This is a genomic window from Sphingobium sp. (assembly GCF_035511395.1).
Lineage (GTDB): Bacteria > Pseudomonadota > Alphaproteobacteria > Sphingomonadales > Sphingomonadaceae > Sphingobium.
The window spans coordinates 1-24,225 of record NZ_DATKFP010000260.1 but is presented as its reverse complement, the minus strand read 5'-3'; the positions used below and the strand labels follow the sequence as shown (position 1 = coordinate 24,225).

The 24,225-nt window shown below is 62.6% G+C and carries 22 protein-coding genes; 7 read left to right on the top strand and 15 right to left on the bottom strand.

The genetic code is table 11. The annotated features are described in order from the left end of the window. Positions 1–113: 113 nt before the first annotated feature. The 4 genes from VMR39_RS18475 to VMR39_RS18460 all read right to left on the bottom strand — a co-directional run bounded on the left by VMR39_RS18475 (position 114) and on the right by VMR39_RS18460 (position 3,513). Positions 114–1,097 carry a phosphotransferase family protein gene (locus tag VMR39_RS18475; protein WP_325417785.1) on the bottom strand — a complete coding sequence of 328 codons (984 nt, stop codon included), beginning with the start codon at positions 1,095–1,097 and terminating at the stop codon, positions 114–116. Positions 1,098–1,110: 13 nt separating this feature from the next. Beyond that, positions 1,111–2,295, bottom strand: coding sequence for a hypothetical protein (locus VMR39_RS18470; protein ID WP_325417783.1), 1,185 nt, complete (start codon positions 2,293–2,295; stop codon positions 1,111–1,113). Positions 2,296–2,313: 18 nt separating this feature from the next. Beyond that, positions 2,314–2,652 (bottom strand): EthD family reductase, encoded by a 339-nt coding sequence (locus tag VMR39_RS18465; RefSeq protein WP_325417781.1) that lies wholly within the window; start codon positions 2,650–2,652, stop codon positions 2,314–2,316. A 141-nt stretch (positions 2,653–2,793) separates the two neighbouring features. After that, positions 2,794–3,513 carry a GntR family transcriptional regulator gene (locus tag VMR39_RS18460; RefSeq protein ID WP_325417779.1) on the bottom strand — a complete coding sequence of 240 codons (720 nt, stop codon included), beginning with the start codon at positions 3,511–3,513 and terminating at the stop codon, positions 2,794–2,796. A 218-nt stretch (positions 3,514–3,731) separates the two neighbouring features. Here VMR39_RS18460 and VMR39_RS18455 point away from each other — a divergent pair, with 218 nt between their 5' ends. From VMR39_RS18455 to VMR39_RS18435, 5 genes are all read left to right on the top strand, one after another. Then, positions 3,732–3,881 (top strand): hypothetical protein, encoded by a 150-nt coding sequence (locus VMR39_RS18455; RefSeq protein ID WP_325417777.1) that lies wholly within the window; start codon positions 3,732–3,734, stop codon positions 3,879–3,881. A gap of 103 nt (positions 3,882–3,984) precedes the next feature. After that, positions 3,985–6,351 carry a TonB-dependent receptor gene (locus VMR39_RS18450; RefSeq protein ID WP_325417775.1) on the top strand — a complete coding sequence of 789 codons (2,367 nt, stop codon included), beginning with the start codon at positions 3,985–3,987 and terminating at the stop codon, positions 6,349–6,351. 132 nt (positions 6,352–6,483) lie between these two features. Then, positions 6,484–8,409, top strand: coding sequence for a hypothetical protein (locus VMR39_RS18445; RefSeq protein WP_325417773.1), 1,926 nt, complete (start codon positions 6,484–6,486; stop codon positions 8,407–8,409). Position 8,410: 1 nt separating this feature from the next. After that, entirely contained in the window at positions 8,411–8,788 is a 378-nt protein-coding gene (locus VMR39_RS18440; RefSeq protein ID WP_325417771.1) for a hypothetical protein, read from the top strand. 10 nt (positions 8,789–8,798) lie between these two features. Continuing rightward, positions 8,799–9,542, top strand: a complete 744-nt coding sequence (locus tag VMR39_RS18435) for an SDR family NAD(P)-dependent oxidoreductase (protein ID WP_325417769.1) — start codon at positions 8,799–8,801, stop codon at positions 9,540–9,542. A 13-nt stretch (positions 9,543–9,555) separates the two neighbouring features. On the opposite strand, the gene VMR39_RS18430 is transcribed toward VMR39_RS18435, so the two are convergent. After that, positions 9,556–11,043 carry an acyl-CoA synthetase gene (locus VMR39_RS18430; RefSeq protein WP_325417767.1) on the bottom strand — a complete coding sequence of 496 codons (1,488 nt, stop codon included), beginning with the start codon at positions 11,041–11,043 and terminating at the stop codon, positions 9,556–9,558. A 245-nt stretch (positions 11,044–11,288) separates the two neighbouring features. On the opposite strand from VMR39_RS18430, the gene VMR39_RS18425 reads away from it, so the two are divergent. Next, positions 11,289–12,545 (top strand): cytochrome P450, encoded by a 1,257-nt coding sequence (locus VMR39_RS18425; protein WP_325417765.1) that lies wholly within the window; start codon positions 11,289–11,291, stop codon positions 12,543–12,545. Between the two features lie 50 nt (positions 12,546–12,595). Here VMR39_RS18425 and VMR39_RS18420 read toward each other — a convergent pair whose 3' ends face one another. The 5 genes from VMR39_RS18420 to VMR39_RS18400 are packed head-to-tail and all read right to left on the bottom strand — an operon-like array spanning position 12,596 to position 17,795. Beyond that, positions 12,596–13,597, bottom strand: coding sequence for a nitronate monooxygenase family protein (locus tag VMR39_RS18420; protein WP_325417763.1), 1,002 nt, complete (start codon positions 13,595–13,597; stop codon positions 12,596–12,598). Continuing rightward, positions 13,597–14,757: an acetyl-CoA C-acetyltransferase gene (locus VMR39_RS18415; protein WP_325417761.1), complete on the bottom strand. Its 1,161-nt coding sequence runs from the start codon at positions 14,755–14,757 to the stop codon at positions 13,597–13,599. Before VMR39_RS18415 ends, VMR39_RS18420 begins: the two co-directional genes overlap by 1 nt. Before the next feature lies 1 nt (position 14,758). Further along, a complete protein-coding gene (locus VMR39_RS18410; RefSeq protein ID WP_414712552.1) occupies positions 14,759–15,556 on the bottom strand; it encodes an enoyl-CoA hydratase/isomerase family protein in 798 nt (265 codons plus the stop codon). Then, positions 15,547–16,614, bottom strand: coding sequence for a phosphotransferase (locus VMR39_RS18405; RefSeq protein ID WP_325417757.1), 1,068 nt, complete (start codon positions 16,612–16,614; stop codon positions 15,547–15,549). The genes VMR39_RS18410 and VMR39_RS18405 overlap by 10 nt, the downstream gene beginning before the upstream one ends. Beyond that, positions 16,611–17,795, bottom strand: coding sequence for an acyl-CoA dehydrogenase family protein (locus tag VMR39_RS18400; protein ID WP_325417755.1), 1,185 nt, complete (start codon positions 17,793–17,795; stop codon positions 16,611–16,613). The genes VMR39_RS18405 and VMR39_RS18400 overlap by 4 nt, the downstream gene beginning before the upstream one ends. 203 nt (positions 17,796–17,998) lie before the next feature. Between VMR39_RS18400 and VMR39_RS18395 the strand changes: the two genes are divergently transcribed. Continuing rightward, the gene (locus VMR39_RS18395) at positions 17,999–18,613 is read left to right on the top strand and encodes a TetR/AcrR family transcriptional regulator (RefSeq protein ID WP_325417753.1); all 615 of its coding nucleotides are present in this window, start codon (positions 17,999–18,001) and stop codon (positions 18,611–18,613) included. A gap of 86 nt (positions 18,614–18,699) precedes the next feature. Here the strand turns inward: VMR39_RS18395 and VMR39_RS18390 are convergent, their stop codons facing one another. The 5 genes from VMR39_RS18390 to VMR39_RS18370 form a co-directional block, all read right to left on the bottom strand. After that, positions 18,700–19,413, bottom strand: coding sequence for a FadR/GntR family transcriptional regulator (locus VMR39_RS18390; RefSeq protein WP_325417751.1), 714 nt, complete (start codon positions 19,411–19,413; stop codon positions 18,700–18,702). Next, complete coding sequence (locus VMR39_RS18385; RefSeq protein WP_325417749.1) at positions 19,410–20,177, bottom strand: AraC family transcriptional regulator; 768 nt, start codon at positions 20,175–20,177, stop codon at positions 19,410–19,412. The genes VMR39_RS18390 and VMR39_RS18385 overlap by 4 nt, the downstream gene beginning before the upstream one ends. Before the next feature lie 56 nt (positions 20,178–20,233). Then, the gene (locus tag VMR39_RS18380; protein ID WP_325417747.1) at positions 20,234–21,535 is read right to left on the bottom strand and encodes an MFS transporter; all 1,302 of its coding nucleotides are present in this window, start codon (positions 21,533–21,535) and stop codon (positions 20,234–20,236) included. Between the two features lie 117 nt (positions 21,536–21,652). After that, positions 21,653–23,053 (bottom strand): FAD-linked oxidase C-terminal domain-containing protein, encoded by a 1,401-nt coding sequence (locus tag VMR39_RS18375; RefSeq protein WP_325417745.1) that lies wholly within the window; start codon positions 23,051–23,053, stop codon positions 21,653–21,655. 4 nt (positions 23,054–23,057) lie between these two features. After that, positions 23,058–24,225 (bottom strand): TonB-dependent receptor (locus tag VMR39_RS18370; protein ID WP_325417743.1); only part of this gene is annotated, 1,168 nt, incomplete at its 5' end.

Below are 24,225 nucleotides of genomic sequence, written 5' to 3'. Positions count from 1 at the left end.
TTCACGTCGCGCATCTGTGGCCTGGATCCGGCCACAAAGGACGCTTCGGGAAGGCTTCGCGAGCGCTTCCGCCCGGAAATGCCAGCGACACTGTGAACTTCGGTTCTACGCGTTCACGCCGCCGCCATTGCCCGGCTCACCAGCAGCCTGGTATAGGCCGGCAGCACCGCGCCGAACGCCTTGAAGCGCACGTCCGCTACCTTGCCGCTGGTGAAGAGATAGGCGCCCAGCGCAATGATCGCCGCGACCTTCGCCTGGCCCAGCACGGTATAGCGGGCGATGTCCACCGCCGTCCGACCGGTGCCTTGCTCCCATTCCGCGACCATGCGTTCGGGCGACCACCAGCCGGGCTGCTCGAATCCGGCATCGGCTAGCGAGGCTTCGCCCTGATCGTGGAACATCAATATATAGCCCAGGTCCAGCAAAGGCTCGCTGATCTGCGCCATTTCCCAGTCGAGCAGCGCGGTCAGCCGTCCCTCATGCCACAGGCAATTGCCATGTTTGGGGTCGCCATGCACCGGCGTCGGCGCGCCGGACGTGCGGGGCGGCCGCGCGGCCATATCCTCCAGCACGCCGATCAGGTCGCTGGTCGCCTCTGCGGAACGGGCGACATCCAGCCAATGCTGCGCTTCCTGCTGCACTGTCCGCCCGCCCGGCGGCATTTCGCCGACCGGCATGTTGTGCAGGCCGATCACCGCGTCGAACCATTGACGGCAGATATTCTCGGGCACCGCCACCGGATCGGCCTTCACCCAATCGGGTGTGACATATTCGAATGCCTCGCCCGGCACGCATTCCATCAGGAAGAATTCGTCGCCGATGATGGACGGATCGGTGCTGAGTTCCAGCATGTCGGGCAAGGGCACCGCCGGGGCATGGGCCTTGACCGCCGACAGCACGGCATGTTGCCGCGCCATGTCATATGGCGGCAGCAGCCCCTCCTCGGACGGGGGCATGCGCAATATCTCGTTCAGCCCCTCGACCAGATAGGTTTCGTTGGAGTGGCCGGCCGACAGGGTCTTGATCCCCGTAATGCCGGCGCCACGCGGCAGAAAGGCGCGCAGCCCTTCCGCCAGACGGTCGGTGTCGCGCGCCATATGCCGTGCCTCCTTAAAAGATCGAGTTTTCGGCAGTCAGGCCGATGTCAGGATGGGTGCCATGAATGATCGTTTCCATGATGCCATGGCCGGTCGCATCGCCTTCCCGCACCAGAATCGGGCAGTCGCGCAACTGGCGCATCCGCTTCAATGTGGTGAGGTCGGTATAGTCGTCGAACTTCTCGCCCTCGACTTCCAGCGGCCCCTTCCATGCCCCGTGCTTCTTCCCGTCGAAGCCGAGATAGAGGCCCGGCCCCAGATGCACGGCGGTGGGTCCGGCCACCTCGATCTCGACTGTATGAGTGCCGCCCTGCATCATGTCGAAATGCACCTTGCCGCCTAGCAGGCGCCGGCCGACATCGTTGAATTTCAGCTCCGGCCGCACCCGCGCGACCTTTTCCTGCCGGCCATCGGGATGGTTGCGATAGCCCGACGAGTAGAAGATGCGCCCCTGCTTCGACATGAAGTAGAAGTGATAGGCATGCTTCTCGCCATTGGGCGCGGTCAGCATGAAGGGCGACCAGAGCAGCACGAACTCGCCTTCGCCGAACTTGGCGTCGCCGAAGTCGGAGGAGGGACGCACATCCGCGCTGTGCGCGCCGACATCGAGCCGCTGACCCCAGCTATGATCGCGATATTCGGTCCATTCTTCCGGCTTTACCTCGATTCGCTCGCCCTCGATCTCGACCCAGCCAGACGGAACGCCGATCTGATGATAGCGCACCACGTCGGACCCGATGCGGAACCCGTCCCGTTCGCGCTGTTTGTGCCTGTCCTCGAAGAAGGGGGGCATTTCGGAGGTGAAGATGATATCAAAGGCGATCGGCTGGGCGTTGTTCTTCTCCAGCGCATAGCGAACCTTGTGCAGCGGTTCGATGATCTCATAGATCAGCGGGCCAACCGTGGTTTCGGTAGGATCGTCGCGCAGTTCGCGATTGGCGCGCACAGTCCATTGGCTGTCACCACGCGCAACTGCTGCCCAGCCATCCATAACGCCACGGTTATGATATCGGCCCAGGCCAAAGTCGATCGAAAGACTGCCATCCTTGCGCACCATCGCCGTCCAGATCTTCTCGGTCCAGCCCAGATCTGCGGTGGCGGTAGAAGAGAAGGTGTCGACGATCTGATGATTGAGCAGTTCGTCCAGCCCGATAAGCTGGCCGATATCGTCCATTTCATGACGCACGAAGTTCCGCATCGCATTCTCCCGGAGATTTTATGGTTGCCCGATTTTATCGGATGGCTTGTCGATCAAGCTGCTGACTTGCAGGACTGGATCGACATTGGTGTAGTGGGGAGCATCCCCCATCAGCGTCGCGCCGCAGATGTCCATGGCGCGATCGAAACTGTCCCGGTCTTCGAAGAGGAGTTCGCTGAGCGCCCAATAGGGCGGCGGCGTGCCGTCAAGCGCGGCGGTACCCAATGTTATGCGTATGTCCCGCAGGCCGTACGGACTGAGCAACTCGCGTGCGAAGCCGGTGTGGCGGTCGACATAATCGTCGCAGTCGAAATGGCTGCCCGGCTGGTTCGGATAGATAGCCGAAACGCGCAGCATGAAACTCTCCTGATCGATGCCCCGATTCGTTCGGGGTCGGATCGGAAGCTAAATGTGTCTGACGATTTCGTCCAGCCAAAACATCAGCCGATCGTGGCCGGTCAGTCTGTCATATGGTCAAAAGGCGCAGATTTTCGCGGCTCAGCCCATCGTGGGAAATATGTCTTCCGGCAATTCCGCCATCGTCTTGCGCGTGCCGTCGAGATGTTTTTTCACTGCCAGATCGGCCTTTTTCGGATCGCCGGCGATGATCGCCCTGGCGATTGGGCCGTAACCCGACGCGTGGCGCTTGCGTTGCGTTTCTGACTGGACAGTCTCGATCTGGGCGCGGAACAGGTCGGTGCGGGACAGGGGTATGACGCGTTCCAGTTCCCGATTTCCGCCCAGATGGATCATTGCGTCGTAGAAGCGACGACGCGATTCCAGGTAATGGGCGCGGTTGCCGGACCGTGCGGCGCGATCGAGATCGCCGATCGCCTGTTCGATCAGGTTGCGCGTAGCGGCAGTCGTGCAATTTTCCGCCGCGAGCCGTGCCGCCAGCCGTGCCAGTGGCTCCAGAGTGTCAAGCAATTGCAACGATGCAGTTCGGTCTAGCAGGCCGATATAGGCGCCGCGATAACGGTTCAGTGTGACAATGCCTGCGGCCGCCAGATGCTTGAGCGACTCGCGCAGCGATCCCCGGCTGATGCCCAGGCGGCGGGTCAGGTCGGGCTCCAGCAGATGCTGTCCCGGCACGAACACGCCGGTGCGGATGCCTTGAGTGATGGCTTCGGCTACCTTGTCGGTCGCGCTCTCGCTCTCCGTCGCGGCGGTCGTTTCCATAGTGGTGGGGGCCTGTTTTGTCGCGGCTTTGGTCATCATCCGTCCATTATGCTTCTGATCCGGCAATACCGTCCTGCGGCGGCCACGTCCATATCGTGGCGCAACGCTTTAAACTTCATGGTTTGGCGTTTTTCTCTGATAAAATCGTCAAACGATATTGACGAACAAGACTGGATGTGGAAACAGGAAGCATCCGGGGTGATTGGGCTCCCGGCAGCGACCTGCACAAGCGGGCGCGAAACTGGAGAGGAAGACCCATGCGACTCATGGTCCCATCGACCCAGCTTTCCGACTCTTCGCTCCGGGCGAGCGATGCTGTCAGCCTGACACCAGCGCGACAAAATAATCTGCGGCTCGACGGACGCAGTCATGGCGCGCCCGTCAGAACCGCGCGCTTCACTATCTGACTATCTCTGGGCCTCTCCCACCACGGTCGGGACGGGCACTTCGGACGATCATCAATGCGACCCGCAAGAGCCGGCGCAATAATCTGGGAGAAGGAATATGGGCATGATCAACAAGAGCAGCCTGGTCTATTGCGTCGGTGTATCGCTGCTCGCACTCGCGATCGGTTCGGGTGCGGCCTGCGGGCAGACCGCTGATGCGCAATCGGCCGATACAGGCAACAACAATAATTTTGCCGACATCATCGTCACGGCGAACAAGCGCGAACAATCGCTGTCGGATGTGGGCCTGTCGATCACCGCGGAGACGGGCGATACGCTGCTTCAACGCGGCATCAATTCGCCAACCGACCTTGGAAAGATCGTGCCGGGCCTGACCGTTCAGCCGTCTCCTTTCAACACGCCGGTCTACACGCTGCGCGGTATCGGCTTCTACGAAACGACCTTGTCCGCCGCACCGACGGTTGCAGTCTATACCGATGAAGTCGCGCTACCCTTCAGTGCGCCGACCCGTGGTGCTGCTTTCGATATCGAGCGCGTCGAGGTACTGAAGGGGCCGCAAGGCACGCTGTTCGGCCAGAATACGACCGGCGGCGCGATCAACTATATCGTCGCCAAACCGACCAATGACTTCACGGCGGGCGCTACGGCCAGCTTCGGTCGCTTTTCCACCTATGACGTGCAGGGCTATGTTTCCGGCCCGATGAGCGACACGCTGAAAGCCCGCGTTGCCGTGCGCACCATCCAGAGCGGCGCATGGCAGAAGAGCTTCATGCGATCCGACGAACTGGGCAAGCAGGACATGTTGCAAGGCCGCGTGCTGTTAGACTGGCAGCCGAGCGACAAGGTCAAGTTCCTCCTCAACGTCAATGGCTGGCGCGACAAGGGTGATACCCAGGCGGCGCAGATCATCGAAGATACTTGCGGCGCTTCTACGGAAGGCACCTGCGGCAGCCCGGACGCCACCAATTTCCGCAACTATCCGCGCAGCCCGCGCACCCCACGAGCGGCAGACTGGGGCTATGGCATCTTCGGTCGCCGCCCGGCGCGCGACGACAGCTTCTGGCAGGCAAGCCTGCGCGCGGATGTGGAGTTGAACGACAATCTGACCTTCACCTCCATCTCCGCCTATTCGCATTACAAGACGGACTCTGTGCAGGATTTCGACGGCACCACCTATGCGTCGGTCGATACGAACACGACCGGCTTTATCAAGGATTTCGCGCAGGAACTCCGGCTTACCGGCGAATTCGACAAACTAACCTTCATCGTTGGCGGCAATTACAACAAGTCCAAGACCTTCGATCGCCTATTCTACAATTTCAGCGAAGGTCCGTCATCTAATCCGCTCTGGATGATCCCCGGCGCGCCGCGTGGCATATTGACCTTCAACTATTCGCGGCAGGACGTGAAGAACCTCGCCGCCTTCGCCAATGCCGAATTCAAGATCACGCCCAACATCACGCTGATCGGTGGTATCCGCTACACCGACAGCAAGCGGGACTTCGAAGGCTGCACCAACGATTTTGGCGGGGATACCGCAAACTGGTGGAATGCGATTTTCGGCACCAATGTCCAGCCGGGAGGTTGCCTGACCTTCACGCCGACCTTCCCGGTCATCTTCGATCCGGCCGACTTCGCCAAGCTGAACGAGGATAATGTCAGCTGGAACGTCGGCGCCAACTACAAGACCGATGGCGGGACGCTCTTCTACACGCGCGTGGCGCGCGGCTACAAATCGGGCAGTTTCCCGACCGCGTCGGTGGCCAGCTATACCGGCTATATCCCGGTGAAGCAGGAATCCGTCACCGCCTATGAAATCGGCATCAAGGGACCGCTGGCCGATCGCCGGATCGAATATGCATTGGCCGGATTCTATTATGATTACAAGGACAAGCAGCTTCGCGGCCGCAAGCCCGACCCGGTGTTCGGCACGCTCGATGGGCTGGTGCAGATCCCCAAGAGCCGCATCTGGGGCATCGAGGCATCGATCGTGGGCCGGCCGGTGGACGGTCTGCGCCTCAGCCTGGGCGGAACCTATATCAACACGAAAATCCAGGAGTTCGAAGGCTATGACGCCTTTGGTGATCTGCGCAATTTCTCGGGCCAGAAATTCCCCTATGCGCCCAAGTTGACGGCGGTGGCGGACGCCGAATATCAGGCGCCGCTCAGCGGTAGTATGCAGGGCTTTATCGGCGTCTCCCTGACGCATAACAGCAAGACGACGACAGCATTGGCCAACACCACCACTGCATTCGTGGATGCCGATCCGCGCTTCAACGTGAAGGCCTATACGCTGGTCGACCTGCGCGCCGGCTTCGAATTTCCGGACAGCAATGTCCGGGCTGGGATCTACATCCGCAATGTCGGCAACGTCTATTACTGGACCAACGTGCAGGACAATCTGGCGTCGATCTCACGCTTTGCTGGCATGCCGCGCACCTATGGCGTGCAGGTCAGCTGGCACATGTAATCCTATCCTCCCCTGGGGCGGCGCTCGACGGAGCGTCGCCCTTTCTTGGGCGCTTGCTGGTTGCACGTCGAACACGATCGTCCTACGATGATTGCCAAGAATCCCGGTCGCGGGAAGAAAAAGGAGAGGTCCATGACCGCCCGGACACTGCCGCTGGAAGCGGATTTCGTGCGAGAGAGAGCGGCGCCGTCGCTGGCGCCGCTGGTCGAGCGCATCCCGCTGATTCCCGAACGCAAGACGTTGCATGGCCGGCTCACCGCGCGGCGGTTGCATCGCTTCTATGCCATGTTGGGTTTCGTCTTCCTGATCGGCACGGCGCCGGCTCTGTTGGGCATGAGTGCCCAGTGGAAGGCCTTCGGTTTCGGCCTGATCTTCCCCGGCGCGGGTTTCCTCTATGCCGGGGACGGTGTCGGCATCGTCAGCGCCGGCCTGTCGGTTGTCGCCTTTGCGATTATCATGTTCATCTGGTGGGCGCGGGGCGTGATCCTCGGCCCGCCGGCCGTCATGGTCGGGACGGCGCTACTTTCTGCCGCCTGGATCGAGGGGCGCAGTGGGGTGGCATGGATGGAATGGGCCATCCCTGCTGCGGTCCTTGCGCTGCATGGCTGGCTCGCTCTAGGCCGCCGCAAGGGCTTCGTCGCAGCGAAGGTGCGCGGTGTGGAACTCAACACCATCCTCGCGAAAACCCAGCCGGTAATGCGCGACGCGCCCATTACGGCCCAGCCGGAAATGCCGCCGTCGCAGGTCGCCGAATTCCGCCGCATGATCGATCTGGCGCTTCAGCCGGTCGACAGCTGGAACGGTTTCTCGCGTGAGGATACCTGGCAGGACGGCGCGCTGCGCTATCAGATCTGCACCATGTCGTGGAATCTGGCGCTAGGTCAATATACCCGCCTGCCGGCCTTTCACGGCTATCTGAACACCGCGCAGGAAAATCTGATCCGCAAGCATATCCACCGGAATACCTGGAATTACTGGTATTGGGAAAGCATCTGGGGCAATTTCAAGATCGAGAAGAACCCTGTCACGACCGACAATATCATGCTGTCCGGTTTCCTGGGCGTCTCGCTTGGCCTGTTCGAGACCGCGAGCGGCACGTCGCCCTTTGCAGCCCCCGGCGCACTGACTTTCCGCTTCGATGAAAAGACCGCCTTTCCCTACAGCCATGAAACCATGCTGGAAGAGGTGGTCAAGAATTTCAAACGTTATGATCTGGGCTGGTTCCCCTGCGAACCGCGCTGGATCTATTCCATGTGCAATCTTGTCGGTCGCACCTCGCTGGCGCTGCATGATGCACGCCACGGCACAGATATGCTTGCCCGCGTGGGCGACCGGTTCGACCAGACGATGGAAGAGGAAATGATGATGGCCGACGGCCGCATCAAGGTCTGCACCTCGTCCCCCTTCGGCTTCCAGGTGCCCAGCCTGTCCGGTCTGTTCGGTGAGACATGGGGCGTGCGCTTCATGACCCCCTACGATCCTGCCGGGGCAGAGCGGCTCTGGGAAGTGATGAAGCAGGACTTCATCAGCGTGAAGCCCGACGGCTCGCTCGACTTCCGCCTGCTACCGCTGGGCTGGGATACGCGCAAGCCGGCCGATTTTTCTCGCTGGCCCGAACTCAACCCGCTGATGGTGACGCTCTGGGCGGCACAGGAAATGGGTGATGACCGCATCGTGGAAGCGACGGTGAAGGCGATCGACCAGCGATCAGGCGACGGCGTCGCCGCCTCGCAAAGCTGGGGCGCTCGCAACACGATCCGCGACATGGTGAATCGGGGCCTGCCCGACGCCTGGGCCAAGGGACCGATCCTCGCCGACGCCGTCTATCCCGATGTGATCGTCGGCCATGCGGTGACGGACGGCACGGCGCTGGAACTGGTGCTGCATCCGGCCGCAGGAGAGGTGCGCAGCGAAATCGGCCTCGACCGGCTGGTGCCGGAGCGCAGTTATCGCATTATCGAAACGGACGAGCGCTTCGTTACCGGCATGGACGGCAAGGCCCAGCTAACCATCGCGCTGGCCGGCCGCACGCCGCTGACGATCGTACCGGTGGCCTGACATGGCCTGCTGCCTTATCGCTGCCTTTCTGATCGCTCAGGCGATGGCGATGCTGCGGCGCTGGGCGGTCTTCTGGGGATTGATGCCAGTGCCGGAAGGAGAGGTGGCGGATACCATCTTCATTCGGATCTCCGCCTTCCTGCGGCGCCCGCGCGTGCGAATGGCCGCGATTGCGCTGCTGCTGGTTGAACTGGCCGGTGTCGGCGCCTGGCTCTATTACGATCATGGCACTCATATTGCCCAACTGGCCGATATCGGCTGGTCGCGGCTGCATGGCCAGCATGTTGTCTATGCCGACATGTGCGGCATGAACGGGGGACAGAGCGTACGCCTGGTGATCGACGCCGACGGCACGCGCCATCGCACCATCAACGGATAGGCGAGGGGCTGTGGGGGAATTTTCGGGCAAGACCGCGATCGTGACCGGCGCCTCCAGAGGCATCGGCCTGACCGTCGCAACCTTGCTGGTGGAGCGGGGCGCGCGGGTCGTGCTGGTCGGCCGGAATGAGGCGGCACTAGCCGCGGCGGCGGACAGGCTGGGGGAGGCGGCCGCCACAGTTCCCGGCGATATCGCGCACGCCGATACTGCGGCGCGCGCCGTCGCGAAGGCGATCGATCATGGCGGCGGTCTCGATATCCTGGCCAATATCGCCGGCATCTTCCCGACCGCGTTGATCGAAGAAACGAGCGACGCAATCTATGCCGACACGATCGCCGCCAATCTGACCGGCACCATGACCTTTTGTCGCGCTGCCTTTCCGCTCCTGCGGCAGCGGGGCGGGGCGATCGTCAACATGTCGTCCACTGCCGCGCGCTTCCCGACGCCCGGCCTGTCGGTCTATGCTGCCGCCAAGGCGGGGGTGGAGGCGTTCACCCGCACGCTGGCGGTGGAAGGCGCACCAGATATCCGCGTCAACGCCGTCTCGGCTGGCCCTACCCGCACGGAAACCGTCGGCGCGCTGATGGCATCAGACACGACCGGCGCGGTCGAGGCTGTCACGAGCGCATTGCCGCTCGGCCGCCTCGGGGAACCGGTTGAAATAGCCGAAGCGATCCTCTTCCTTGCCTCACCCCGCGCCAGCTTTATCACCGGCCAGGTTTTGCACGTTAATGGCGGTGGGTTGATGGCCTGACGGACAATGATGCTCAGGGCCAGTAACGCGCCCGCACGATCCGCTTCAGCAGCTTGCCATTGGGATGGCGCGGCAGGTTCGGGTCGAAATCGATCTGACGGGGCAGCTTGATGCGGCCGATGCGGCAGGACAGATGGGTCAGCAATTCCTCCGCCAGCGCGGGGCCGGCATCCTCCCATCGTGCCGGCTCGACGACCGCTACGACGCGCTCCCCCATTTCCAGGTCCGGGGCGCCGATGATGGCGACATCGGCAACCTTGGGGTGGGTTATCAGCGCATCCTCTATTTCCTGTGGATAGATGTTCACACCGCCCGAGATGATCATGAAGCTGTGCCGGTCGGTCAGATAGAGGAAACCCTCCTCATCCACCCAGCCCAGATCGCCCAGCGTCGTCCAGCCATGACGATTGCGGGTTTGCGCCGTCTTTTCGGGATCATTATGATATTCGAATGGTGCGCCGTCGGCGAAATAGATGGTGCCGATCTCGCGCGGCGGCAGCCGTTTGCCCCCCTCGTCGCAGACGCGCACCTTGCCCCATATGGCCCGGCCCACCGATCCGGGATGGGCCAGCCATTCTTCTGGGCCGATACCTGTCAGGCCGTTCGCTTCGGTGCCGCCGTAAAATTCATGGAGGATCGGTCCCCACCAGTCGAGGATCGCCTGCTTGACCTCGACCGGGCATGGCGCGGCAGCATGGAAGACAGTGATGAGCGAGGACATGTCATAGCGCCGCCGTACGTCCTCCGGCAACTTCAGTATCCGCACGAAATGGGTCGGAACGAACTGAGCGTGGGTCACCCGATAGCGCTCGATCAGCGCCAACGTCGCCTCCGGATCGAATTTCTCCATGACGATCACCGTGCCGCCCAGCTTCTGGATAGACATGCACCAACGCAGCGGCGCGGCGTGATAGAGCGGGGCAGGGGATAGGAAGATGCTGTCCGCATCCATGCGATAGCCTTTCCGGCCATAATCGGTCAGCGCATTGCTTTGGTTCAGCGATCCTTCCGGCAAAGGCGGGCGGATGCCCTTGGGCCGGCCGGTGGTGCCCGATGAATAGAGCATGTCGTTGCCCGGCGATTCATCGGCGATCGGCGTGTCCGGCATCGCCGCCCGCTCGCGCAGGAAATCGCGCGCGCCGGGCGCGAAGATGATCAGCCCCTCCGTCGGCAGGTCGGTCGGCACGGGTTCCGAGGCGATCAGCAGGCGGGAGCCGGAATCGGCCAGCATGAAGGCGATTTCCGGCGTCGCGAGCCGCGTCGACAGACAGGTGTAGTAGAGGCCCGCGCGCTGCGCCGCCCAGATGATCTCGAAAAAGGCCGGGCCATTGTTCAGCAGCAAGGCGATGCCGTCTCCGCGCCGCAGGCCGAGCTTCCGTAAGAGCTGCGCCCCTTGGTTGGAACGCGTTTCCAACTGCGTGTAGGTGACGCTCTCGTCAGTCCCGGCCATGATATAGGCGGGTTTGTCGGGCGTTGTGCGGGCGTGGATTGACGGGTGCATCTCTATGATGCCCGGCTCGCACGGATGATGGACACCGACCTCTCTCCCTTTCCATATATACTGTCTGTCAAGCTAGGCAGGCGATCTCCACCGTCCAATCGCAATTGGCGGCATTTCCATAGCGGTCGGCGATGAATGGCTTCGCAGCGACAGTTGATCGACACGGTCGATAAATGGTGCGCCATCGCCGATTGGACCGGCTCTCCTCCCGCACTCAGGATCAAGGGGTGAGAGGAGAGCAGCTTGTGACGGACGCATTGCCAGAGAATATTGACGACATCATCGTCGATCCGCACACCTATGGGGACGAACATAGCTATCACCGCGCCTTTGCGGCACTGCGGCAGCACGATCCGGTCCATTGGGCCGAGCCGCGCGACTATCGCCCCTTCTGGGCGGTGACGCGCCATGCCGATATCATGGCGGTGGAACTGAACGCGAAGAATTTCCTTAATGATCCGCGCCAGTTCCTGGTTACGAAAGCGGATGAGGAGATGCTGATAGCCCATTCTGGCAGCCGCAATTTCGCCCGCAACCTGGTCGCCATGGACGATCCCGACCATCGCGCCTATCGCGCGCTGACCTCTGCCTGGTTCGGGGCGAAGAGCGTAAGCGCGCTGGAGGAGGAAATCACCGCGCTGGCACGCGAAACGGTCGATCATATGGTCGAGAAGGGGGATGGTTGCGACTTCGCCAAGGAGATCGCCGCCTGGTATCCTTTGCGCACGATCATGATCGTACTCGGCGCCCCGCGCGAGGATGAGCCGCTGATGCTCGCGCTTTCACAGAAAGTATTCGGTGGCGCGGATAGCGACAGCGGCGGCGGCGAAGGCATGACCTCTATGGTGGAGGCGTTCGATGCCTTTACTTGCTATTTCAATGCCATCACCCTGGATCGTCGCACGAATCCGCGCAATGACGTCGCGACCATATTGGCTAATGCGACAATTGACGGCGAGCCGATCGGCGAGAGGGAGCGCAACGCCTATTATCTGATCGTGGCGGCGGCCGGCCATGACACGACCAGTTCGGCCATATCCGGCGGCCTGCTGGCGTTGATCCAGAATCCGGACGAAATGAAACGTCTGCGCGCTAACCCCGAACTGATCGGCAATGCGGTGGATGAATTTATCCGCTGGACCAGCCCGGTGAAGCATTTCTTCCGCACCGCAGTTTCGGATTACGAAGTCGGCGGCAAGTCGATCCGTTCTGGGGACTCGCTGATGATGTGCTACCCGTCGGGCAATCGCGACGAGGCCGCCTTCGACACGCCTTGCGCCTTTCGCGTGGAGCGGCCCGATGCGCGCAAGCATATCGCATTTGGCTATGGTCCCCACCTATGCCTAGGCAACATGTTGGCGAAGCTGGAGATGCGGATATTGTTCACCGAAATGCTGGCGCGCATCGACGATTTCCGTCTGGCGGGCGATCCGGCCTGGGTGGAAGCGAATTTCGTATCAGGTCTCAAGCGGCTGCCTATCACCTACAGGGTGCAGAACTGAAATCACCCGCCTCCCGCCGGGAAATCGGCCGAGGCGCCGGTGATTATGGCTCATGCGGCCAATTTTCCGGGCTGGCGTTGCAGAAAGCCAGCAAGGCGACCAGTGATGATCCGCTCGGCATCGCCGACGATTTGCGTCAGCAGATCCTGGCACGTCGGGATATCGTGGATCAGCCCCTGAACCTGCCCGGCCCACACCAGCCCGGCATCTAGATCACCGGTTTCCAGCGCCTCGCGTCCCTTCGCGCCCGACACGAAGGGCCGGATATCCTCGAACACGGCGTCGGGCTGCTTGCTGATTTCCACAACCTGATCCGACACGCTGTTCTTCGCTACGCGCCCCGTATTGTGGAAACGGCGGAAGATCAGGTTGGTGGCGCGCTCGTCATTGGCGACGATGAACTGCTTGATCGCATCATGGATCGGCGCTTCGACCGTGGCGCAGAAGCGGGTGCCCATGTTGATCCCCTCGGCCCCCAGCGCCAGCGCCGCCGCCAGCCCGCGCCCATCGCCAAAGCCGCCGCTGGCCAGCATCGGCACCTTCACCTTGTCCGCCGCGGCGGGGATCAGGATCAGGCCGGGAATATCATCCTCGCCCGGATGGCCGGCACATTCAAAACCGTCGATGGAAATGACGTCGACGCCCATGCGCTCTGCCGACAGCGCGTGCCGGACGGAGGTGCATTTGTGCAGAACGATGATTCCATGGCCCTTGAAGTCCTCGACATGTTCCTGCGGCTTGTGGCCGGCCGTCTCGACGATCCTGACGCCGCTGTCGATGATCGCCTTGCGATATTCGGCATAGGGCGGCGGCGTTACAGACGGCAGGATGGTCAGGTTTACGCCGAAGGGCTTGTCGGTCATCTTGGCGCAGCGGTCGATTTCGCCGCGCAGATCGTCGGGCGTCGCCTGGGTGAGGGCGGTCAATATGCCCAGCCCCCCGGCATTGGAGACGGCAGCGGCGAGTTCTGCGCGGCCGACCCACATCATGCCGCCCTGCACGATCGGATGTTCGATGCCCAGCAGTTCTGTGATACGCGTGCTGATCGCCATTACAGCGCCTCCACGATGGTGACATTGGCGATACCGCCGCCTTCGCATACCGTTTGTAGGCCGTAACGCCTGCCGCGCGCGCGCAGTTCGTGAACCAGCGTCGCCATCAGCTTCGTGCCGGTCGCACCCAGCGGATGGCCGAGCGCGATCGCTCCGCCATTGACGTTCAGCTTTTCCGGATCGGCCTCCAGCGCCTGAAGCCAGGCCATAGGCACCGGCGCAAAGGCTTCGTTGACTTCGTAAAGGTCGATATCGCTGATCGTCAGCCCGGCCCGCTTCAGCGCCTTTCGCGTGGCATGGATTGGTTCTTCCAGCATGATGACCGGGTCGCCGGCAGTCACCGTCATGTTAACGATACGGGCGATGGGCATCAGACCATGTTCCTTGAGCGCCCGTTCGTTGACGACTAGCACGGCCGAAGCGCCGTCACATATCTGACTGGCATTGGCGGCCGATACGACGCCGCTCTCCTTCAGCAATTTGACAGATCCAATACCTTCCAGCGTGGCGTCGGTACGAATGCCCTCATCCGCCACATGCAGGCCGTTTTCGGTCTGCAACGGCACGATCTGCGATGCGAAGCGCTTCGCCTGTGTCGCGGCGGCGGCGCGCTGGTGGCTTTCTAGCGCATAGCGATCCAGCATCTCGCGATCGAAACCATATTTGGCCGCGATCATCTCGGCGCCTTCGAACTGGCTGAAATTGTCTACGCCGAACCGTTGCTTGATGCGGTCGCTGAACGGACCCACGCCCACGCCTTCGCGCTGATGATAGGTAATGTTGGAGAACATCGGCACGCGTGTCATGCTTTCGGCACCGGCAGCGATGACGACATCCTGCGTGCCGGACATGACGGCCTGTGCCGCGAATTGAAGCGCTTGCTGTGACGATCCGCACTGGCGGTCGATCGTGACGGCGGGTACGCTCTGCGGCAGTCGGGATGACAGTACGGCATTGCGGGCAAAGGCAAAGCCCTGCTCGCCTGCCTGCGTCACGCAACCCAGTATCACATCCTCGATCGCGGCCGGATCGATCCCGCTGCGGTCGAGCAGCGCGTTCAATACCTCGCCGCCCATGTCGGCTGGATGCCAGCCCGCGAGCGCGCCGTTGCGGCGTCCGCCAGCGGTTCTCACAGCATCAACGATATAGGCTTGCGCCATCTCATGCCCCCTTCGAAAAATCGGGTTTGCGGCGGCCCAGGAATGCGGAGACGCCCTCGCGGCATTCGGCGCTGCCGCCGGCCTTTGTGATGGCACGCGTCTCGCGCTCCAGTTGGCCTTCCAGAGGAGTGCTGGCGCTCTTCAGCAGCAGCGCGCGGGCGCCGGCGATCGCGCCGGTCGGTCCATCGGCCAGCGCGCGCGCGGTCCGTGCGACTTCCACCGCCAACTCTTCATCCGGCACGGTGCGTGTCACCATGCCGATCGCGGCGGCTTCCTGCGCGCTCACCTTGCGGTTGGTCAGGATGATCTCCTGCGCCCGGCGCAGTCCGACATGGCGCGGCAACAGCCAGGACATGCCGCCATCGGGCGTCAGGCCGACGCTGCCATAGGCGGCGATAAAATGCGCCGATTGCGCTGCGATCACGACATCGCCAGATATGGCGAGGCTCAGGCCCGCGCCCGCCGCCGGGCCGTTCACCGCCACCAGCAGCGGCTTGTCCATCCGCAGCAACCGACTGACCGCCATGTGCAGCGTGCCTGCAAGCCGGCTCAGAAAAGCCGGCACCTCATCGCCGGCGACGTCGAAGGCGGAAATGTCGCCACCGCCGCAGAACAGCTTGCCGTTGCCGCTCAGCACGACACAGCGAATGGCGGTATCATTGTCGCAGCGGATGGCCGCATCCAGCAGGGCGTCTGCCAGTGGCTGGTTGACGGTATTGCCCGCCGCCGGGCGATTGAGCATCAGCGTGGCGATGGAACCGTCAATCTCGACGGTGACGGGGGAATCGCTCATGCGCATTTCTCCATCGACTGCCGGGCCAGTGCGGACAGGCGGGGCAGGGCCTTGGCCCGCTCGCGGGCATGGGCGGACGCTGCCGTGCCCCGGATAACCCGCCCTTTGATGCCGTGGAAGATCGCCGCCAGCCGGAAATAGTTGAAGGCGATGTAGAAATCCCAATTGGGAATGCCGGTCCGGCCAGTCCGCGCGCAATAGGCCGCGACATAGTCCGCCTCGCCCGGAATGTTCAGCGCCGCGATATCCACGCCGCCCAGCCCGGCCACGATATCGGGCGGCATCTGGTACATCATTGCATGATAGGCGAAGTCGGCCAGCGGATGTCCCAGCGTCGACAATTCCCAGTCCAGCACCGCCAGCACGCGCGGCTCGGTGGGGTGGAAGATCAAATTATCGCAGCGGAAATCGCCATGGACGATGCTGTTTTCCTCGCCCGCCGGAATATTGTCGGGCAGCCAGGCGATCAGCGCGTCCATGTCCGGATCGCGACCGGCATCCTGATCCTCCAGATATTGGCGGGACCATCGGCCGATCTGCCGCGCGAAATAATTGCCCGGCTTGCCATAATCGCTTAGGCCTATCGCGGCATAATCGATGCCATGCAGCTGCGCGATCGCCCCATTCATCGCGTCGAAATAGGCCGGCCGCTCCGCATTGGAGACGGTCGGGAATGTCGCGTCCCAGAAGATCCGACCCTCCACCATGTCCATGACATAGAACCAACTGCCGATGACGCGTTCGTCGGTGCAAAGGCCAAAGACCCGCGCTACCGGAAAGCCGACACCGCCCAGCGCACTCAGCACCCGCGCCTCGCGATCGACCGCATGGGCGCCCTTCAGCGTATCGCCCGGCGGCTTGCGGCGCAAAACGTAACTGCGGCCCGGTGTCCCCAGCTTGTAGGTCGGGTTGGACTGTCCGCCCTTGAACTGCTCGACGGTGAGCGGCCCCTGATAACCCTCGACATGATCCGCCATCCACCGCGCCAGCGCCGCCTCGTCGAAACGATAGGCGTCGCGGACTGCCGTCGTACCGGCATTGGCATCGTCGCCCAGCGCGCTCATGCCGCCGTCTCCTGCGCCTTTTTCCAGTCGCGCTTGATCTTCTTGGCCAGGCTCCATTTATGGACTTCGGTCGGGCCGTCATAGATGCGGAAGGCGCGGATCTCGCGGAACACCTGTTCCACGATCGTGTCGTCGGTGACGCCGCTGCCGCCCATCACCTGCACGCAGCGGTCGGCGACGCGCATCAGCGCTTCAGACACCGCCACCTTCGTCATGGAACTTTCGGCCGTGCCCAGAGAACCCGTATCGAGCACGCCCGCGCACCAGTCGATCATCAGCTCGGCCTGTTTCAGGTCTATCAGATTGTCCGCCAGCATGAATCCGACGCCCTCATGGTCGATCAGCGTCTTGCCGAAGGCCATGCGACGATTGGCATAGCCGGTCGCGATCTCGTTGGCTCGGATGCAGGCGCCCAGCCAGCGCATGCAGTGCGACAGTCGGGCCGGACTGAGCCGCACTTGCGCATATTGAAAACCTTCGCCCGAATTTCCGAGCATCTGGTCGGCTGGCACGCGCAGATTGTCGATGGTCAGCACGGCATGGCCGCCGGGCATCGAACTGTCGATCGTGTTGGGAATATGGTCGATACGGATCGCCGGATCGGGCAGGTCGACCAGGAACATGCAGGCGCCGTCATCAGACTTGGCCATGACGATGCCGACCTTCGCGCCCTTCGCCCCCGTGATGAACGCCTTGCGCCCGTTGATGACCCAGTGATTGCCATCCTGATGGCAGGTCGTCTGCATCATCGACGGATCGGACCCCGCGCCGCCCTCCAGCGCCGGCTCGGTCATGAAGAAGGCCGAACGGGCACGCCCTTCGATCAGGGGCTTCAGGAAACGTTCCTTGATCTCCGGGCTACCGACTTTGCCCAGCAGGTACATATTACCCTCGTCGGGCGCTGCCGTGTTGCAGGCGAGCGGACCAAGCGGCGACAGGCCGGTTCTCGCCAGCACGATCGCGGTTTCTCGCTGAGTCAGATGGCTGCCGTCGCTCAGGATGTGCGGCGTAAGCACGCCTGCTGCGCGCGCCTTGTCCTTGAGTTCCTCGACCAATTCCTCGCTGGGGCAGTCATGATGATCTCTGCGCGGATCATGCTCGTACGGCGCGACTATATCGCGGACGAACGCCTCGACCTTCGCAGCGATCGCTGCCGTACGTTCCGGACCCGCGCCGCTCATTTCGACGTCATCGGGATTGCGCCTAATCCATTCATGTACATCGCTAATCCTCTTCCCGCTTTGGTTGCCGCGACCGCTTGGCCGCAAGAAGCAGAGGTTCGCGGCCGTTCAGCCGTGCCATCGTCGAATCATGAAACCTGCTCGATCAATATGCACTCATGAGTGTATTGTGCTTCTATGGGTTTCCTGTCAATGGTCCGACTATGCAGAATTCACCCTTCAGAAATGCAGCGCAGCGTGAGGCGGATAGGGTTGCAAAGCGGGACGCGGTCCTGCGCGCAGCTGTGCGGATGTTTAACGAGCGGGGGTTTTTCGCCACCTCGCTGGATGATGTGGCGGCCAGCCTCGGCATATCGAAGCGCACCATCTATCATTATTTGGCAAACAAGGATCAGGTGCTGCTGGAATGTGTCACCATCGGTCTGCAACAATTGCTGCGTGCGGCTGAAGATGCACGGGCGGAGCAGGGTACCGGGCGCGAGCGACTGGTGAAGTTCCTGCGCCGTTATGTCGAAATCAACATGGATGATTTCGGCATGTGCGTCACCCGGACCGGGGAGGAGGCGCTGTCGCGCGAAAGCCTGCCGCGCTATCGGGCGCTGAAGAGAGAAATCGACGTCGCCATGCGACAGATGTTGGCTGAGGCCATCGATGACGGTTCGATCGCACCGATCGACGTGAAGATCACGTCTTTCGCGCTGGCTGGCGCGCTGAACTGGCCGGGGCGCTGGTACGACCCCGACGGTGCGCTGTCACCGGAGCAAATATCGGAAGCCATGGTGGCGGTACTGATGAGCGGCCTCGATCCGCGAAGCTGAAGTGATTTGCGGATAGACCGTGGCTGAGCTGCATGAGCGCTTGGCAAAGGACTTCGAGAAAATTGTCGAACCGGCCACCGCCTGGCTCAACCTTTCTCCTTGGCGAGGAGTTGCTGTCCTATGGACTCATCAAAATGTGCTTCCATCGCAGCAGTTGCGGCGTCGGGGTCACGAGCCAGGATCGCGCGCGCCAGGTCCATGTGACGATCCAGCATCGTCTGGCGTTGCTCATCGGCGGTCCGTGTTCGCCATGCCTGCGGGACGGCCGCCTGCATCAGCGGAGCGAAGGAGCGGACGATCTGCGCGAATAATGCGTTGCCTGCCGCATCGGCTATCGCCTCATGCAGGGCAATATCGTTGCCGGTTATGCGCGGCAGATCGTCGACCGCCTGCGCCATGGCATGGGCCAGCGCCATGATCCGGTCCGCCTGCGCGTCGGTGCGGCGTTCGGCGGCGAGCATCGCGATCCGAACCTCCACCGTACGCCGGACGTCCCAGACTTCCGCCACGCTGATCTGCTCGGTCGATACGGCGTGATCCAGTGACGCGCCAATGACCGATCCATCGATCGCCCCGACCTTCGCGCGCCGCCCATTGGCGACATCGATCAGGCCTAGAGCCGCCAGCGCGCCAAAGGCTTCGCGCATCACCGCCCGGCTCACGCCCAGTTGCATAGAGAAGCTGCCTTCACCCGGCAGCGTATCGCCGACCTTCAGGTCATGCTCGCGAATATGGTCGCGCACCGCCTGGATCGCGCGGTTGACCAGCGATCCGCCCTCATCCTGTAATCGTGACGTCATGCCGCCAACCGATGCGTGCGATATTGAGTCGGCGCAACCCCGAAACGGCGTACGAACGCCCGCGTGAAGCTGGTATTGTTGAGATAGCCGCACCGATAGCCGATCGACGACACCGGCAGTTCGGTCGCCAATAGCATCTCGCCGGCCTTGCCCAACCGTTCCTGCGCGATGGCATCGGCCACAGAACAGTCGAACATGTCGCGATAGCCCCGTGTCAACTTGGCCCGATTGAGGCCGCAGGCTCGCGCAATCATATCCAGCGTCAGCTTCTCCGCCCAGCGCTCCTCGATCATGGCGCGCGCCCGCAGCAGTCGTTCGCTGTCCGCTTGCGAAAGGACGGCATCCTGACCGATCGGGATGAAGCCGATCTCATTGGCCACGCGCAATATCTCGCAAAGCAGTTCGATGCTCTTGGCCAGCCGGTAGGGTCTGGCCGCAGCCTCATGCAGCGTGCAGTCGCGGATGGCCAGCGCGATCGACCGCAAAGGGGCCGACAGATAATAAGCGGTATCGAATGACAGCCGGATAGGACCGCCCGCCACCTTTTCGCATGTATCCGACCTGGCCAGCAGCACCAGGCGATTACCGCTGTCGACGTTCAGGTCCGCAACCGAAGGACGCCGGATCAACCGCATCGAAGCCGCCGTGCCCACCGACCCGAAACCCAGCAGAAAGCCATGGTCAAGCATCGCGACGCCGGCAGGCTCGGCATGACCGCTGCCTACTAGCGCGACCATTTCCGGGGAAACGTCAATTCGATCCATACAGCCTCTCCTTGTCCCTGGAAGATGACCTATCTGATAGCTTTTGGCAATAGCTATCAGATAGGTTTACTCGGCGCCCGGCGCATGGCGATCCAGAAGGCCGCGAGCGACAGGCAACTTACGGCGACGCCGACGATCGCCAGTCCCTCGCCCAAATGGCGCTCACCGCCCAAGAGAGAACTGATCGCGGTGACAAGCGACGGCGCGATGCCGAAACCTACCAGCCCCGCAATGGCGATGAATGCGCCGATGCAGAGGCCGCGCAATTCATTTGGTAGCAGCACGGTCAGCGCGACCGACGTGATGAGGCCCGTCACCGTGCCGCACAGCATCAGCGATCCCAGAGCGAAGGCGAAGGACGGGATGCCCGGCATGATCGGGAACAGGGCGGAGGGGATCCCCAGTCCCGCCGCAATCACCGCGCCCAGCAGCAAACCGCCCCGCCGACCGCTCTTATGGCCCAAATCCGCCGCAAAGCCGCCCAGCACCGATCCGGCCACCCCGGTCAGGAAGATGAGGCTCCCCATCCATCCGGCAAAATCGGGTGGCGCGAGGCCATAGCTGCGCGACAATACCGGCGATGCCCAGATCGCCGCCGCCGCGTCGGCCATCACGACCGTCACCTGCCCAAGGAACAGCGGCCCCAGAAAGGCGCGCCGCGACCAGAGTTCTCCCAGCACCACGCGCCATGGTGCATGAATACCCGCCTCCACCTCGTGCCGCGCCGGTTCGCGCAGCATCAGCATCGGCAGGACCAGCGCCGCGCTGATCGCCGCCAGCGCATAATGGGTGGCGCGCCAAGGGGCAACGCCACCGAACCAGTCCTGCGCCGGCCGTTGGAGAAACAGGCTGAGTAGCCATCCCGCCAGCGCAAAGGCACCGGCCTGCCCCAGCGACTTGCCCAATGTCACGATCAGCAAAGCCCGCCCACGCTGCTGCGGCGCGCACATGTCGGCGGCAAGCGACAAAGCGGCGGTCAGCGCGCCGGTCGTCCCCACGCCTGCCAGCATCCGCGCCAGGAAGAGCATCGGCACGTCCTGCGCCGTTGCCGTCATGAACGTGCCGACGGTCCAGACCAGCGCCAGCACGATGAACAGACGCAACCGGCGCATCCTGTCGACCATGATGCCGATGGGAATGGAAAACAGCACCAGCGGCACCGCCGCCGCCACGCCCTGGACCAGCGACAACTGAAAGTCGCTCAGCGCCATTTCCGCCTTCGCGCCTTCCTGCACCATGCTGAACGATCCCATCATGGTGAAACCGGCCGCCATCGCCAGCGACAGGATCAGCAGTCCGGGCAGCGCACGGAGGAAAGACGGCGTGCGTATGACGGGATGCGGCAGGACGGTCGCCATGGGATGAAACCTTCCGAAAATGGAAATATGACGGGGGCAGCCTCATGGCTATCCGCTCCCCAAATATGCCCGGCCGCGTCAGGGGAACCGACGCGACCGGACAGTTTAGCCCCCCGGCTAAACGGCGAAAATCTTGCCCGGATTGAACAGATTCTTGGGGTCCATCGCCCGCTTGATGACACGCATCAGGTCCACGGCGTCGCCCAGTTCGGCGATCAGGCAATGCTGCTTGCCAAGGCCGATGCCATGTTCCCCAGTGCAGGTGCCATCCATCGCCAGCGCGCGCTCGACCAGTCGTTCGTTGAGCGCCTCCACCTCCGCCATTTCGGCGGCGCTGCCGGGGTCCATGGAGAAGATGACATGGAAATTCCCGTCTCCGACATGGCCCAGGATCGTCGCGGGCAGGCTCGCTCTGTCCAGATCCGCACGGGTTTCCGTGATGCACTCCGCCAGCCGACTGATCGGCACGCACACATCAGTGGCCCATCCCACCGCGCCGGGCCGCATGTTGACCGCCGCATAATAGGCCTCGTGACGGGCCTTCCATAGCCTCGACCGTTCCTCCGGCAGGTTCGACCAGCGAAACGCCCCGCCGCCGTTCATGGTCGCGATCTCCTCGACCGTGCGGACCTGTTCCTCGACATAGGTCGGCGATCCATGGAATTCGAAGAAGAGCGTGGTGAGTTCGGGATAGTCCAGCTGCGACCAGCGATTGACCGCCCGCATCTGGTGATCGTCTAATATCTCGACGCGCGCCAGCGGCACGCCGATCTGGATCGACTGCACCACCGCATCGACGGCGCCCTGCAACGTGTCGAAACTGCACACCGCAGAGGATATCGCTTCGGGGATGGCTTGCAGCCGCAACGTGACCTCGGTGATAATGCCCAGCGTCCCTTCGCTGCCGATCATCAGGCGTGTCAGGTCATACCCCGCCGCCGACTTGCGCGCCCGCCGCGCGGTGCGAATGTCGCGGCCGTCCGGCGTCACGATCCGCAGCGACAATATCGCCTCGCGCATCGTGCCATATCGCACCGCGTTGGTGCCCGATGCGCGGGTCGAAGCCATGCCGCCGATCGTGGCATTCGCCCCCGGATCGATCGGGAAGAACAGCCCCTGATCGCGCAGATATTCGTTCAACTGCTCACGCCGGACGCCGGCCTGCACGGTACAGTCGAAATCTTCTACGTTCACCTCAACAATGGCGTCCATCTGACTGAGATCCAACGTGACGCCACCCTGCACCGGCAAGGTGTTGCCCTCGATCGACGTGCCCGCGCCATAGGGAATGACCGGCACCTCGGCCACGACGCAGAGCCTGACCAGGTCCACCACTTCCTCGGTCGAATGGGCAAAGACAACCACATCGGGCAGGACCGGTTCGAAATGGCTTTCGCTCTGGCCATGCTGGCTGCGGACTGCCTCGCCGGTCGCCACGCGGTCGCCGAAGACCGCCCGGAGCTGGTCGAGAAAGCCTTCGGGAAGAGCTTTACGCAGCAGCGGGGAGGGCGCGCTCATCGGATCAGAACCGGAAGCTGGCGCGAACGCCGTAACGACGCAGATCGCCTATGATACCCAGGTCCGATGCCGGCAGGCCGGCCAGTTGCAGCGTCGTCTTCTCGATATAGCTCTCATAATATTTCTTGTTGAACAGATTCTGGCCAAATACCGCCAGTTCGATCCCGCCCGCCGTCGCGAAGGTGATGGAGCCATTGACGACGGCATAGCCCTTCAGGAAAGTCGGCGTCGTCTGATTGAGCGTCGCGGCAAGGCGGCGTCCCTTGCCGTTCAGACTGGCGTTGAAGGTCAGCCTGTTATCGCCCAGCGGCACGACATAGTCGCTGCTGATATTGTACATCCAGTCGGGCTGGAAGGTCAGGTGATCGCTCGACAGGGTGCGGCCGGTCACGGACGTATATTCGGTCGTGTCGGTCAGCCGGGCATGCATGTAGGTCAGACCGCCGGACAGCGACCATGCGCTGGTCGGGCGGACGACCGCCTCCAGTTCCGCGCCATAGCTTTCGACCGTCCCGGCGTTGAGGTCGACAGTGACCAGCCCCGCCGGCACCGCAGGGGCGATCGAGTTCAGGCCGATATAATGTTTGTAGTCGCTGTAGAAGATGTCGCCCGACAGGGAGAAGGCCGACGAATTATATTTGGTCCCGATCTCGTAAGTCCAGGCGCTGTCCCCCTGATAGGTACGCAGCGGCGCGTTGGGGGCATTGAAGCCGCCACCGCGATAACCGCGCGCGACCGAGGCATAGCTCATCAATTGCGAGTTCCAGTGGCGGGTGATGGACAGGCGCGGCTCGACCTCGTTCGACTTGATCCGCGCGGGCGGGATCACATTGCCCGCAATCGTGCCGGTCGCCTTGCGATCTTCATGGTCGTACCGCAGGCCCAGCGCCACTTCCCAGTCCGGGCTGGGCTTCCAGAAGACGGTGCCGAACGCGGCATAGGTATCGCCGGTGCGCCGGTCGGTCTGCCGCACCGACCGATTGAGGATCAGGATGTTGGTCAGTGCGTCCGCCTCGAACGTCTCGCGGCTGTAGAACAGGCCGACCAGCGTGGACAGCGTATCGCTCAACGTCGTGTCGAAGCGCAGTTCCACCGTTTTCGTGCGCAACTGGTCCGTACCGCTCAGCCGCACCGCATCGAGCGGCCCGAAATCGCCGTCCGAATTGGGCGAC